The sequence below is a fragment of the Streptomyces sp. NPDC030183 genome (genome assembly GCF_055573455.1).
In genome coordinates this window covers 23,704-37,087 of the sequence record NZ_JBVIBK010000017.1, presented here as the reverse complement: position 1 = coordinate 37,087, position 13,384 = coordinate 23,704, and the positions used below count along the sequence as shown (strand labels likewise).

10 protein-coding genes and 2 pseudogenes are annotated in these 13,384 nt (G+C 71.2%); 5 read left to right on the top strand and 7 right to left on the bottom strand.

Annotated elements, in window-relative coordinates:
- Positions 1–56 precede the first annotated feature (56 nt).
- On the bottom strand, positions 57–821 hold the full coding sequence (locus ACZ4Z2_RS21215) for a transglycosylase SLT domain-containing protein (protein WP_468078180.1): 765 nt from the start codon (positions 819–821) through the stop codon (positions 57–59).
- Between the two features lie 807 nt (positions 822–1,628).
- On the opposite strand from ACZ4Z2_RS21215, the gene ACZ4Z2_RS21210 reads away from it, so the two are divergent.
- The 4 genes from ACZ4Z2_RS21210 (at position 1,629) to ACZ4Z2_RS21195 (ending at position 6,533) form a co-directional block, all read left to right on the top strand.
- Entirely contained in the window at positions 1,629–2,639 is a 1,011-nt protein-coding gene (locus ACZ4Z2_RS21210) for a polyprenyl synthetase family protein (protein WP_468078179.1), read from the top strand.
- A gap of 432 nt (positions 2,640–3,071) precedes the next feature.
- Positions 3,072–4,457: a LolA family protein gene (locus ACZ4Z2_RS21205; RefSeq protein ID WP_468078178.1), complete on the top strand. Its 1,386-nt coding sequence runs from the start codon at positions 3,072–3,074 to the stop codon at positions 4,455–4,457.
- 38 nt (positions 4,458–4,495) lie between these two features.
- Complete coding sequence (locus tag ACZ4Z2_RS21200; protein ID WP_468078177.1) at positions 4,496–5,569, top strand: ABC transporter ATP-binding protein; 1,074 nt, start codon at positions 4,496–4,498, stop codon at positions 5,567–5,569.
- Positions 5,556–6,533 carry an ABC transporter permease gene (locus tag ACZ4Z2_RS21195; RefSeq protein ID WP_468078176.1) on the top strand — a complete coding sequence of 326 codons (978 nt, stop codon included), beginning with the start codon at positions 5,556–5,558 and terminating at the stop codon, positions 6,531–6,533. The genes ACZ4Z2_RS21200 and ACZ4Z2_RS21195 overlap by 14 nt, the downstream gene beginning before the upstream one ends.
- Before the next feature lie 96 nt (positions 6,534–6,629).
- Here ACZ4Z2_RS21195 and ACZ4Z2_RS21190 read toward each other — a convergent pair.
- From ACZ4Z2_RS21190 to ACZ4Z2_RS21170, 5 genes and pseudogenes are all read right to left on the bottom strand, one after another.
- Positions 6,630–6,774 (bottom strand): annotated as a pseudogene (locus ACZ4Z2_RS21190) (NUDIX hydrolase); the annotation flags it as partial.
- A 34-nt stretch (positions 6,775–6,808) separates the two neighbouring features.
- Positions 6,809–7,990: an amidase gene (locus tag ACZ4Z2_RS21185; RefSeq protein ID WP_468078175.1), complete on the bottom strand. Its 1,182-nt coding sequence runs from the start codon at positions 7,988–7,990 to the stop codon at positions 6,809–6,811.
- Positions 7,991–9,105: 1,115 nt separating this feature from the next.
- Positions 9,106–9,288, bottom strand: a complete 183-nt coding sequence (locus tag ACZ4Z2_RS21180) for a hypothetical protein (protein ID WP_468078325.1) — start codon at positions 9,286–9,288, stop codon at positions 9,106–9,108.
- A 190-nt stretch (positions 9,289–9,478) separates the two neighbouring features.
- Positions 9,479–9,544: pseudogene (locus ACZ4Z2_RS21175) on the bottom strand (hypothetical protein); the annotation flags it as partial.
- A 53-nt stretch (positions 9,545–9,597) separates the two neighbouring features.
- Positions 9,598–12,165, bottom strand: coding sequence for a hypothetical protein (locus ACZ4Z2_RS21170; RefSeq protein ID WP_468078174.1), 2,568 nt, complete (start codon positions 12,163–12,165; stop codon positions 9,598–9,600).
- Between the two features lie 44 nt (positions 12,166–12,209).
- Between ACZ4Z2_RS21170 and ACZ4Z2_RS21165 the strand changes: the two genes are divergently transcribed.
- Positions 12,210–12,764: a hypothetical protein gene (locus ACZ4Z2_RS21165; protein ID WP_468078173.1), complete on the top strand. Its 555-nt coding sequence runs from the start codon at positions 12,210–12,212 to the stop codon at positions 12,762–12,764.
- On the opposite strand, the gene ACZ4Z2_RS21160 is transcribed toward ACZ4Z2_RS21165, so the two are convergent.
- Positions 12,745–13,284, bottom strand: a complete 540-nt coding sequence (locus ACZ4Z2_RS21160) for an NUDIX hydrolase (RefSeq protein ID WP_468078172.1) — start codon at positions 13,282–13,284, stop codon at positions 12,745–12,747. The genes ACZ4Z2_RS21165 and ACZ4Z2_RS21160 overlap by 20 nt on opposite strands.
- Positions 13,285–13,384 lie beyond the last annotated feature (100 nt).

Here is a 13,384-nt window from a genome sequence, read left to right as displayed (position 1 = left end):
GTTCCCCCCGGGTCGGTGACCCGGGGGGAACGGGCGGGGCCGGGGGCCCGGCGGGCTCAGTACGCGCCGAAGACGTTGTCGATCGAGCCGTACCGCGCGGCGGCGTAGTTGCACGCGGCCGTGATGTTCGCGACCGGGTCGAACGGGTCGTTCGCGGTGCCGGGGACGTGGTACGCGGCGAAGGTCGGGTCGATGACCTGGAGCAGACCCTTCGACGGGGTGCCCGCGGCGGCGTTGGAGTCCCAGTTGTTGATGGCCTGGGGGTTGCCCGAGGACTCCCGCATGATGTTGCGGTAGATGCCGTCGTAGGAGCCGGGGATCCCGTTCCGCGCCATGATGTCCAGCGCCTCCCGGATCCAGCCGTCGAGGTTGTCCGGGTACGTCGTGGCGGACACGGGAGTGGCCTGGGCCACCGTGCCGGCCGGCTTGCTGGTGACCGCCGGCTTCTTCGCGGCCGTCGTCTTCGTCGCCCTGAGCTTGAGCTTCAGGCCCGGGTGGATCAGCCGCGGGTTGTCGCCGACGGTCGCGCGGTTGTCCTTGTAGAGCCGCTGCCAGCCACCGCTCACACCGTGGTCCCGTGCGATCGAGGAGAGCGTGTCCCCGGACTTCACGGTGTAGGTGACGGACTTCGGCTGGACGACGGCCGGCGCGGTCCGCGGGGCGGACTGCACGGAGGCGGCGGCCTGGGAGGGCTGGGCGGCGCTCGCGGTGCCGACCGCGGTGAGCGGCAGCACGAGGGCGGCGCCGCCCGTGCCGGCGGCGACGACGCCACGGGTGAAGGGGTTGGTTCTGGGACGGCGGTGCTTGCCTCGTCCGGGCATGGCGGGTTCCTCTCCGGCGCCTGCGAGGTGAGCTGTCGGGTTCGGGCTGGAGGTGCCCGGCCGCGCTCGGCCGTCCGGCGTGCGCCGTGCGTGCGGCGCGCGTCGGTGCTCCGTGCGTGGCTTCACCCCGAGCCGGGTCCGGTGGGGAAGGCCGGACCGGCGGCTTACCTGGGTCCCCCGCTCCTGCCGTGCGTGGTCGAGTGGTCGGGTGGGGAGTCCGGGCGGCGGCAGGATTCGGCGGTCCGTCCGGACGGGGTGTGAACGTATGCGAGAGCACACGACGGGAACAAGCCCCGAATCCGCATATGGGCGTAGTTGACCTTGAGTTTGCCCGAAATGCCTGTCGGGTTCGCGCGCTTTGCGCCTGTCAACTTGCCTACTGCAAAGGGGAATGAGGCGGGCTGCGGGATGTCGCGGCGCACGGCGTGAGTGACCCAACTCACGGGAGGAGTGGGGTGAAGCGCGGGTATCCCGCAAAACGGTCAACTCGGGTGGTCGAAAGGGTGTTTTGGGGTGATGTGCGGAAGTGGGGCGAGAGTGGAGCAGAGAGGTGTATTTCGGGCATGGCTCCGGAGTGTGTCGGGGCGTCGCTCGATACCTGGACATATCTGTTGATCGGGAATATTTCGGGCGTCCATCCGTGTTGTCCGAGTCGAACCCGTGGGCGCTCGTGGTGATCGAAAGGTGACCGGATACGCTGACTCGGGTGATGGCAGCGACAGATCGACAAACCGTGTCATCGACCGTGAGACCGACCTAGACCGACCGTGTGATCGTCAGCAGACGTCAGCAGACAGGAGAACCCTCGTGACCGTCGTCGAGCCGTTCGGGCTGAGCGCGCGGGACCAGGCTCTCGAAGCCGATGTCCAGGCCGGATTGGCTGCCGTCGAAGAGGGTCTGCTCGAGGCCACCAAGAGCGAGGTCCCCTTCATCCAGGAGGCCGCCCAGCATCTGCTGCGGGCGGGCGGGAAGCGGTTCCGCCCGCTGCTCGTGATGCTCGCGGCCCAGTTCGGCGACCCGTACGCGCCCGGGGTCGTCCCCTCGGCCGTCGTGGTCGAGCTGACGCATCTCGCCACGCTGTACCACGACGACGTCATGGACGAGGCCGAGGTCCGCCGGGGCGTGCCCAGCGCCAACGCCCGGTGGGACAACTCCCTGGCCGTCCTGACCGGCGACTTCCTCTTCGCCCGGGCCTCCCACGTCCTCGCCGACCTCGGCCCCGACGCCGTCCGCATCCAGGCCGAGGCGTTCGAGCGGCTGGTCACCGGGCAGATCCTGGAGACCGCCGGGCCCCGCGACGGCCGGGACCCCATCGACCACTACCTCGACGTGCTCGGCGGCAAGACCGGCTCGCTGGTCGCCGTCGCCGGACGGCTCGGCGCGCTGATGGCCGGCGCCGACGAGACCGTGGTCGACATCCTCACCCAGTACGGGGAGCGACTCGGGGTCGCCTTCCAGCTCGCCGACGACGTCCTGGACATCGCCTCCGACTCGCACGAGTCCGGCAAGACCCCCGGTACCGATCTCCGTGAGGGCGTGCCCACCATGCCGGTGCTGCGGCTCCGCGAGCGGGCCAGGCGGCTCGGCGAGCCCGACGACCTCGCCCTGTGCGAGCTGCTCGACTCCGACCTCACCGACGACGCGCGGCACGCCGAGGCCCTGGCCCGGCTGCGGGTGCACCCCGCGCTCGAACAGGCCCGCCGGGACACCGTGCGGTACGCGGAGGAGGCGCGGGCGGTCCTGGCCCCCCTGCCGCAGTGCGGCGCCAAGGAGGCGCTGATCGAACTGTGCGACGCGGTGGTGCACCGGGCCGGTTAGGCCCTGTCGTCAAATTCCCGCCTACCCCGCGACGCCATGCACGCGCTCTCGACGCACCGGGCCCCGACCCGAGTACGTCCAGTACACGGGTCAGGGCCCGGCACGCCGAGAGCACGCACCTGACGCCGCGGGGCCGCCCTCCGGGCGACGGCGGGAATTTGACGACAGGCCTAGGCCCTGTCGTGCCCGGCCCCCTCGCCCGGCGGGGGACGGGTCGGTCGTCGACCCCTACGGGTTTCCCCGGGCACCGTCAGCCCGTGTCATCCCGACGCGGTCGCCATGTCATCCCGTAGCAGTACGTGGAGTTGAGCCCCGAGTCTGACGATTCCCCTCCGCCGATTTGGTCAGATGAGTATCACCACTCCTCACCGATTCGGGTGAGAATGGCGGCTCCAAGTGGACGCCGCCGCCGACGACGGAGGTAAGGCACACATGGCACCGTACGAAACCGACGACAGCGCACGCGCCGGTGACGCGGCCGTGCTCGCGGCCGAGGCCGAGGAGACGCGTTCGGCGCGCCGCCGCACGGCCGCCCGGTACGTCGTCCCGGCCACCGTGCTGGGCGTGGCGGCCGCGACCATCGGGCTCGTCCCGGCCTTCGCCGGTTCCGGCGACCCCGACCTGCCGAAGATCAGCGCACAGGAACTCATCGAGAAGATCGCCGCCTCGGACGTCCAGCAGGTGTCCGGCACGGTGAAGATCACCACGGATCTGGGCCTGCCCGACCTGGGCGGCCTCGCCGACAGCCTGGGAGCGCAGGGCTCCTCCAGCGGCGACGGCTCCTCCGCCGACCCGTCGTCCAAGCTGCTCGAACTCGCCTCCGGCACCCACACGTTGCGGATCGCCGCCGACGGCCCGGACAAGCAGAAGCTGTCCCTGCTGGACAAGACCTCGGAGTACAGCCTCATCCACAACGGTGACGAGGTGTGGGCGTACGACAGCGCCTCGAACGAGGTGTACCACGCGACCGGCGCCGGCGAGGACGCCGAGGGCGGCAAGGACGGCAAGGGGCGCGAGGACGTTCCCGAGGACGTGCCCGCCACACCGGGGAAGCTGGCCGAGGAGGCCCTGAAGGCCGTCGACGACACCACGTCCGTGACCGTCGACGGGACCGCGCAGGTCGCCGGGCGGGACGCGTACAAGCTGGTGATCGCGCCCAAGCAGTCCGGTTCGACGATCGGCTCGATCTCCCTCGCCGTCGACGCGAAGACGGGGCTGCCGCTGAAGTTCACGCTGGCCCCGGCGAGCGGTGGCGCGGCCGTGGTGGACGCGGGCTTCACCCAGGTCGACTTCGGCAAGCCGAGCGCCTCCACCTTCGACTTCACCCCGCCGAAGGGCGCGAAGGTCACCGAGGCCGACGAGTCGGAGGAGTCCGGCCACCACGACAGCAAGACCGACGGGTTCGACAAGGACCTCGGCAAGGACTTCGAGAAGGAGTTCGGCAAGGACTTCGAGAAGGAATTCGGCAAGGACTTCGAGAAGGAGTTCGGCGAGGACTTCGGCAAGGACGCGCCCCGCGGGGAGGAGTTCGCGAGCGGACTCGACGGGCTGAAGACCATCGGCAAGGGCTGGGGCGCCATCGCCGAGTTCGACACCGGGGCGGAGGGCGGTATGCCCACCGGCGGCTCCGAGTCGTCCGGCGACAGCCGCGTCGACGGGTTCCTGAACTCGCTCGGCGACCAGGTCAAGGGCGACTTCGGCTCCGGCACGGTCTTCAAGACCCGCCTGATCAACGTCCTGTTCACCGACGACGGCAAGGTGTACGCGGGCGCCGTCACTAAGGACGCGCTGGTGAAGGCGGCGAACGCCGCCGAGTAGGCCGTACGGCGCACGCCGGTACGTGAATGAGGGAGCCCATGCCAGAACTGCCCGCCGCGGAGCCGGACTCGGACCCGCACCCGGACCCGGACGCCGACGCGGATCCGGAGGGCGCGGGCGGTCCTGCGGACGCCGGTCCTGCGGACACCGGTCCTGCGGACACCGGTCCTGCGGACACCGGTACGGCGGTGATCTCCACCCGCGCGCTCACCAAGCGCTACCGCGGCGGGCAGCTCGCCGTGGACGGTCTCGACCTGACCGTCCCGGCGGGCAGCGTCTTCGGCTTCCTCGGCCCCAACGGCTCGGGCAAGACCACCACCATCCGCATGCTCATGGGCCTGATCGAGCCGACCTCCGGCACCGCCGAGGTCCTCGGCAGGCCCATGCCGCGTGCCGCCCGGGCCGTACTGCCCCAGGTCGGCGCCCTCATCGAGGGGCCCGCCCTGTACGGCTTCCTCTCCGGCCGCGACAACCTGCTCCGGCACGACGCCGCCGACCCGACCGCCGACCCCCGCACCCGGCGCGCACGCGTCGGGGCCGCGCTGGACCGGGTCGGGCTCACGGCCGCCGCCGGGAAGAAGGCGAAGGCGTACTCGCTGGGCATGAAGCAGCGGCTGGGCCTCGCCGCGGCACTGCTGCGACCGCGCCGCCTCCTCGTCCTCGACGAGCCGACCAACGGGCTCGACCCGCAGGGCATGCGGGAGATCCGCGCCCTGGTACGGGAGTTGGCGTCCGACGGCACCACCGTCTTCCTCTCCTCGCACCTGCTCGACGAGATCGAGCAGGTGTGCACCCATGCCGCCGTCATGGCGCGGGGACGACTGATCACCCAGGGGCCCGTGGCCGACCTGGCCGCCGGGGCACGCGGACGGCTCGTCGTCACCACGCCCGACCCGGCGGACGCCGCCCGGGTGCTCAAGGAACAGGGCGTCGGCGACGTCGTGGTGACGGAGGACCGGGTGACCGGGGAACCACCGGACCGCGACCTCGCCGAGCTGAACGCGGCGCTGGTCACCGCGGGTGTCCGTGTACGCGGCTTCGGCCTCGAACGCGCCTCTTTGGAGGACGCGTTCGTGGCACTGACGGGGGAGGGCTTCGATGTCGCGGGCTGAACATCCGGCCACCGGGGCGGGTCGCGGGGCGGGGCCAGGGGCGGATCCCGGGGCGGGGCCCGGGGCGGGGCCCGGGGTGGGCCTCGTGGCGGGCAGGGCGCCGAGCCCCCTGTGGACGTTCGGGCTGTTCCGCAGTGAGCTGGTCACCACCTTCCGGCGGTGGCGGACGCTCGCGCTGCTCGCCGTGCTCGCGGCCGTGCCGGTCCTCGTCGGGATCGCCGTGAAGATCGAGACCGGCGACGGGTCGTCGATGGGCGGCGGCCCGGGCGGCGGTGGCGGTGGCGGCGGCGAGGGGCCGGCGTTCATCGCGCAGATCACCAACAACGGGCTGTTCCTGGTGTTCACGTCGCTGGCGGCGACGCTCCCCTTCTTCCTGCCGATGGCGGTCGGCGTCGTCGCGGGCGACGCGATCGCCGGCGAGGCGGGCGGGGGCACCCTCCGCTATCTGCTGGTCGCGCCCGCCGGACGCACCCGGCTGCTGCTCACCAAATACGCCACGACGATGACGTTCTGCCTGGTCGCGACCCTGGTCGTGGCGGCCTCCGCACTGGCCGTGGGGGCGCTGCTGTTCCCCCTCGGCGAGGTGACGACGATCTCCGGGACCCGGATCGGCTTCGGCGAGGGGCTCTTCCGGGCGCTGCTGATCGCGCTGGCGGTGGCCGCGTCCCTGATCGGGATCGCCGCGCTGGGGCTCTTCGTCTCGACCCTCACGAACAGCGGCATCGCCGCGATGGCGACCACGGTGGGGCTGCTCATCACCGTCCAGATCCTCGACCAGATACCCCAGCTCGACGCCCTCCACCCCTACCTCTTCTCCCACTACTGGCTGTCCTTCGCGGACCTCATGCGCGAGCCGGTCTACTGGGACGAACTCCAACGCAACCTCGGCCTCCAGGCCGTGTACGCGGCGGTGTTCGGCTCGGCGGCCTGGGCACGGTTCACGACGCGGGACATCACCGCGTAGACGCTCCGCCAGAGGCGCGGCGAGGCGGTGGTGAGGCCGCGGCGAGGCGGTGGTGAGGCTGTGGTGTCGCCACCGGGCAACCGCGAGGCGATCGTGCTCCCAGCCCCAGGGCGTCCGTGACGAAACGGTGCCGCCGCAGCATCAGCACCCGCCGTCGCTCGTCCACGGCCGCGGTGACGGCCAGATCCCGCAGCCTGACCACGTGGTAGTCACAACGGGTGCCGTCGGGCTGCTCCACGTCTTCTGCCGTTCTGCCGTTCTGCCGTTCTGCCGTTCTATCGGCCGGCCGCGACGCGAAGCAGCAGAGACTCCTCGCCGTGCCGGGCCACGAGGTGGAGGCCGACGGGGCAGCCGTCCGAGTCGAAGCCGGCCGGGATGCTGATGGCCGGGTGGCCGCTGAGGTTGAACGCCCAGGTGAGGGCCGTGGAGTAACGGTCGCCTGGGCCGTCGTGGCCGTGCGGGGCGTTGGGCGTGCTGGGAGTGAGGACCAGGTCGACCTCGGCGAAGAGGGCGGCGAGCCGCCGGTCGTTCTCGGCACGGAGTTCATGGGCGTCCCGCACGGCCGCCGGGTCGGTGTCCGGCGCGGCGCGGAGGGTGAGCCAGGCGGGTCCCGGGTCCTCCAGGCGTACCGGTGCGTCGGGCCGTACGAGCCGTACGAGGCCGGTGTCGGCGCGGCGGAGCGCGGCGGCGTGGGCGATCGAGGCGGGCTCGGGGTCGGTGTCGGCGAAGCCGAGGTCGGGGGACCACACGGCGGTGAACGGAGGGGACGGATGTGAGGCGGCGGAGGCCGACTCCCGCTCTTCGCCGGCCGAGGCCGCCCCGCCGGCTTCTCCGCCTTCCAGGGCCCCGTGGTGCCCGCCGCCGCCACCGACCTCGCTCACGCAGCGCCAGTACGCCGCCGCGTCGGACGCGTGGCGGGCGAGGACGCCGGCTGCCGCGAGGCCGGTGCGGTCGGCGGAGGGCAGTCGCCCGTTCGTGGTCTTCAGGCCGACGACGCCGCACCACGCGGCCGGGATCCGTACCGACCCGGCACCGTCGGTGCCGGTCGCCAGCGGGACGAGGCCGGCGGCCACCGCCGCGGCGGACCCGGCCGAGGAGCCGCCCGGCGTCCGGTCGGGCCGCCAGGGGTTGACGGTCCGCCCGTCCGCGCCGAGGCCCCAGGTCTGCCAGGGGGTGCCGGGCCCGGGCACGGAGGTCGCCCCCACGGGCACACAGCCGGCCGCGATCAATGCCCGCGCCGACGCCGTACGCGACCCGTTTCTCCCCTTCACCCCGATCGGCACCCCGGCCAACGGCAGCCGTACCCCCGCCGCGACCCGCTCATCCACCCCGGCCGCCCACCGCAACGCCTTCTCGGCCCACACCTCGACGAACGCGCACAGCACCGGTTCCGCCCGCTCGATCCGAGCGAGCGAGGCGGCGACCACGTCGACGGCGCGAAGCTCGCCCGCGCGCACGGCGGCAGCGATCCGTTCGGCGGGGAGTGTCGGGAAGCCGCCGGGCGGGAGGGAGATGAGAGGACTGGGAGCGAGCGGTTGGGAAGTAAGCGGCGAAGGGAGGGGGCCTGGGGAGTGGTGCGAGCCGGACGCGTCGGGCTGCATGGGTTTCTCGGGCTTCTTCACGTGGATCAGCGGCTCGGGCCGCGTGGGGTGGGCGGGCTGCGGAGGGGGTGGGTATCTGAGTGCGGGCGGCTGGGGCTGGGGTGGCTCGTACCGATGTCCGCGCCCCAACGCGGACGCACCAGTGAAACGGCGTTGCGTATCAGTCGTCCGGAGCGTCCAAGAAAGCGGTCGCGGCTACGAACTCCGCGCTCGCATCAGCGGCAGCGACCAGACGGCGGACGGTTCGGGCGGCGTCGAGGATGTTTTCATCAGCTACTTGGGACAGACGGACGTCGTGGGGACACACGTTGTTCTGGACGGCCAGCTCGTAAAGGACGGCTTGTCGCAGAGTCCATTGCTCGGCGGCCTGTTGATGCTCCGGGCTGCCCCGTCCGTGCGGGAGCAGGGCACGGCTCACCGCGACACATGCCTGCCGGACGTCGGAGCGGACCTGCTGCGAGCTCGCTGGAGGATGCTCCTGGGCCAGCACTCACGGCATCTTCACCCTTCCGTTCCACCGGCCACAGTCGGCGCCCTGGCCGCCAGAAGCAATGATCTCGGCCGACTGGACGACGGTCCCGGAAATCAATGACATCAGGCGGTGGCGCACCGAGTTCGGGGTGTGTCGGCGTCGCAGTTCGTGCCGTTCGCGGGCGGTAGGGCCGTCCACCGTGTAACACCTTAGACCGGCGGACAGCCGTCTCCGAGGCCGCCCGCCCTGACCTGGGTGGGGCAACAGAGCCGACGGCCGACCACGGGGCAACCGGGGGTGTACGCGGTCGGCACAGTCACGCCGACCCGGCGCTCGTTGCTGTCGAGACGGTAGGCACATCGTCAGGCGTGACGTGCCCGGCTCGGGCAGAGTTCCGGCCTTCATGACAGCAGCACTCACTCGGTGACCACGCACTCCACACGGTCGGCGCACGCGCGCACCTCGCCGAGCCGCGCCACGGTCACCGTGCGACTCGTGGTCACCGCTCCCCCTCCCCAGGGCGCACCTCGGGCAGAAGGGAGAGTACGTCCGGCACGGGCGGGAAGTGCGGGGCACAGGCTGGGCAGGCGTACACGTTGAAGCCGGGACCGGTCGCCTGGTGCACCTCGGAGACGACGACCGGCCGGTCGGTGACCACGTCGCAGCGGACGCACATCCGCACCGGTTGCCGCTCCCCCCGCTCGGGGCGACCGGGCGCGGCAGTCCGGCCAGTGGACGGGCCGCACGTGGGGCCGTCCCGGAACGTCCCGTCCGGCTCGCGGGCTCCGCAACGACGCAGGGGTGCCCGGTTCCGGGGTGATCCGGTTCGCGTCCTGCAGGAATCGGGCAGCACCGCTGTCCTCGTTGACGAGTACGGGGACGCCATGCCCCAGTGCCGCCGTGGCTACGTGTCCGAAACCCTCGTGTTTGGAGGGCATGATGACGGCGTCAGGACTCTCTTCCCGGTCCAGGGCATTGGTTCACGCGCGACTCATCGCTTGTGTGTGCCCCCGCCGCCTCCTTGCTGTGGCGGGCGCGGGATGCGCGGCGGCTGGGTGGGGGTGGTGGTGCCCGATGTCGGACCGGTGGGGGAGTTCGTCGTGGATCGCCGCTGGGTGGACTGGAGACGGGCCGCGGCCGACAGCGGGTTTCCCCCTGCGCCAGGTGCGACCCCAGGTGCTTTGGCCGACTGCCCCACGGTCATCTGCTCAGCCCGGTGCTTGGCCATGTTGTTAGCTTGCAGGGCGGTGGCCATGAAGCCGGCGGCCACGTTCCCGCTCTCCGGGGGGGCCGTCTTGCGGTCGATGACGGCCAGCTTCGCCATGTCTTGCTGGCTGAAGACGTTGCCGGGCAGCATGCGGGACGCGGCTCCGGTCACATCGACCGTGTGCTTCCGGTCGTCGACTTGGAAGTGGAGTCGGTAGCCGAGATACTGCTCGTTCTTGTCGAAGAGCAGTTCACCCTGGACCTGACCGCCCTGCTGCCGTGCCCAGCGGTCTAGGGTGTCCGCAGCCTGGGGCAGCCGTGCCACTCGGCCGAGGCAGGCGACATACGCGTCTCCCTCGACGTTGAGCGCCTTCAGCCGTACGCCGCCCTCCGGTGTCCGGACCGTCTCGACGGCGCCCAGTCGCTGGTTGGCCACGGTGACCAGCCGTCCGTTGCCGCCGAGCTCGGCGTCGTACTGCCGACGCATCGCCAGATACTGGGCGTCGTTGTGCAGCACCCAGGGCGCCGCCGTTCCCACCATGGTCACCCGGGCGTTCGGGTTGCCCTCCAGGATGATCTCCGTATTGGCGATGGCCCCACCACCGATTCCGGCGATCACCCAGTCGTCGGCGACCGTCGGGTCGTATGTCCCGTCCCCCACCTCGTCGCCCAGGAGGACTCGTCCCGGTGCGGCGTTACTGGCTTCCTCCCACTTGGCGACCGCATCCAGGGTGGTCCGGGCGCCGGCGACCCGCGGATCGGTTGCGGATTCCAGTGCCTCGGCCACCCGGGGATCGGCGAGAACCTTCAACGACGCGGCCGCACGGCCTTCCGCGGGCAGCGCGGCCAGCCGGTCACGGGCCTGAAGCGCCTCGGGAGTGCCTACCGCAGTGAGGTGACCGTCGAGAACCTCCGTGGCCTCCGCCACCGTGGGTATCTTGCGGTCCACCCCCGGAACGACCTCGGGCGGGACACCGGTGGCCACGAGCGGCGTCCCCACCACCTCGACCTTCACGGGCGGTGTGCCGTCCATCGGCGTGACCTCGGCGAGCAGGCGGCCCTTGTCGTCGAGGGCCAGCGTGGCGCGTCCGTCGACCAGAGGACCGCGCGTGGCCGCGGTGTCTTCCCAGAGTTGCAGGGCGGCCAGCGAGACGCGGTCCTTGGGCTCGCCGAACTCGTAGGGATTCCACCCCACTTCCCTGAGGTGCCGCACCTGGTCCGCGGATTGCACGATGCCTTTGATCGGGTCGACGTGCCATCGGCCGCGCGAGTCGACGAGCAGTGCGTCGGGGTCACGTCCAGCGAGTGCGGCGCCACCGCCGATCATGATCTGGCGCTGCGGATACTGCCCCTGGGGTAGGGAGGCGGCCTCCGCGCGGAGCTGGTCCAGCGTCTGAGCGCTGACCGAGGTTCGCTGCTGGGCCGCCTCGTACCGTGCGGCATCGAGCTCCTCGCGGGTGAGGGGCGTGCCGTCGGGGCGCTGGCCAGGGAGTCGGAAGGACCGGGACGTGCCCACGGGCGCCTGATTCGTGCGGGCCTGCTCGACGCGTGCCCGGTGGTCCAGGACGACCTGGGCGTCGGACGCGCCGAGTTGCTCGACCGGCTTGCCGAGTTCGCCCAGCGCGACCACCGCCTGCGGAGTCAGGTGCGGTTCCACGATGTCGGTCCGGATCCGGGCCGCGTACTGCTCGATCTCACGTGCCGCAGTGTTCTCGGCCGGCGCACTGGGGCGCAGGCCGGTGTGATCGATCAGCTGAGAGAGCTCGCCGCGGGCATCCGAGCGCTGCTCAGGAGTGAGAGTCCCGTCGTACGTACGGGTCGCGAGGTAGTTCAGCTCGCCGATCCGCCCCAGATCCTCATCGGACAGCTCGGGCCTGGCCGGCAGCGCGGCGCCGCGGGTCAGCATGTCCTGTGCGGCCGGTGCCTCGGCACGGGCCGCCCGTTCCCGTACGGATAGCAGTTCGTTGACCTCGTGGCTGAGCGCACGGCCGATCTGCTCGGGTGCGATGCGGTCCGAGATCTGCACGACATGGTTGTCGGACGTGGTGTTGACGAAGCTGCGGGCCACGGTTCGCTCGGGCAGGGGCGCGGCCTCCAGACGGATGGTCAGCGTCTTGCCGCGCTCGTCACTGAGCGTGAAGAAGCGCCGGTCACCCTCCTCGGTGATCCCGTGCGAGCGCAGCCGGTCGGCGTACAGGGCCTGGACCACCGTGGGGAGCGCGGCCTCGGCGTCGCCCCGGAGGCGTTCCTCCGGGGCGCGCGTGCCGCTGCTGGCACGGAAGTCGGTACCCAGGACGTCTGTGGCTGTGATGACGACCTCTTCAGGACGCTTTGGATCGTTGTCCTGGTTCACCGACGTCTCCCCCTCCGGCGTCTTGATTCCCGTAGGATCATGCCATGTTGATCGCTCGTTCGATGCAGGAAGCGCACCTCTACATGGACCTCCACGCCTGCGTCTGCGGCGCGGAGGAGTTCGAGAGGGAGCACCGCCTGGAGGACCAGGACGGAGCCCTGGTCGCGGTGTACGAGGGCGTGTGTCCCCAGTGCGGCCGTACACGGACGTTTGAGTTCCGCATGTCCGAGGAGCTGCCGCCCGCACCCCCGGCGTTCGGCGGAGCGGAGCCCTCGAGCATCATTGATCCGGGCGAGTTCCTGTGGATCGGTGACCGAGCGTCGACCGAGTCGGGGCTTCGCCTGCTGAATACAGCGCTCGCCGAGCACCGCGAGATCCGTCCGCAGACGGCGTACGCGATCGCCGCCTTCGAGGAAGTCCTCAAGTTCGTCCCGGAAGGCGAGGACCGGATTCCGGAGCACCGGTTCACCTCGAAGCTCGGGCGTGAGCTGTACGCCAAGGACCCGACCCGGTTCACCCGGGCGAGGATCGAAAGCGCGCTGGAGCGGAAGCGGTCCATCCTCGCCGACATCGATCGTTTCAGCCCACCGCAGGGTTGATGTCCAGCAGCAGTGCCATGACGCCGACCAGCGTGGCACTGCTGACGATCTCCTGGCGGCCGATCATTCCGGCGACCCGGGAAAGCGGAATCCACTCCAGGCGATCCGACTCGTTCCGTTCGGTCGGGGTGCCGATCCGTACGGCGTCATCCGTGCGGAACACGAAGTGGCGGGCGTCAGTGATCCCGGCCGCGGGTTCCGCGTATGCCAACTCACGCAGGGACCGCGGCCGCCAGCCCGTCTCCTCCTCCAGCTCCCGTGCCGCCGCCTGCAAGGCCTGCTCACCGTCGTCGACCAGGCCCATGGGCAGTTCCCACGCCCAGGTATCCGTGACGAAGCGATGGCGCCACATCATCAGCACGCGTCGCTGGTCGTCGACGGCGGCCGTCACGGCGACGTCTCGCAGCCTGACCACGTGGTAGTCGGTCCGGGTGCCGTCGGGCTGCTCGACGTCCAGTGAGCGCAGGCGTACCCAAGGGGTGTCGTGGATCGCGCGTTCTCCGTGGACGGTCCACTGCATCGCCAACTCCTCTGTCGTGTAGGCCTGGGCCGCAGGAGCGGCCTTCGGCACCGTTGTCAGTCCCGCACCCGATCCATCACTGGCGCTCCGGGCGCACCGA

Excerpts from the sequence above, each read along its gene's own strand:
- ACZ4Z2_RS21215 (WP_468078180.1), bottom strand. The coding sequence starts at position 821 with ATGCCCGGACGAGGCAAGCACCGCCGTCCCAGAACCAACCCCTTCACC.
- ACZ4Z2_RS21205 (WP_468078178.1), top strand. The coding sequence starts at position 3,072 with ATGGCACCGTACGAAACCGACGACAGCGCACGCGCCGGTGACGCGGCC.
- ACZ4Z2_RS21200 (WP_468078177.1), top strand. The coding sequence starts at position 4,496 with ATGCCAGAACTGCCCGCCGCGGAGCCGGACTCGGACCCGCACCCGGAC.
- ACZ4Z2_RS21195 (WP_468078176.1), top strand. The coding sequence starts at position 5,556 with ATGTCGCGGGCTGAACATCCGGCCACCGGGGCGGGTCGCGGGGCGGGG.
- ACZ4Z2_RS21165 (WP_468078173.1), top strand. The coding sequence starts at position 12,210 with ATGTTGATCGCTCGTTCGATGCAGGAAGCGCACCTCTACATGGACCTC.
- ACZ4Z2_RS21160 (WP_468078172.1), bottom strand. The coding sequence starts at position 13,284 with ATGCAGTGGACCGTCCACGGAGAACGCGCGATCCACGACACCCCTTGG.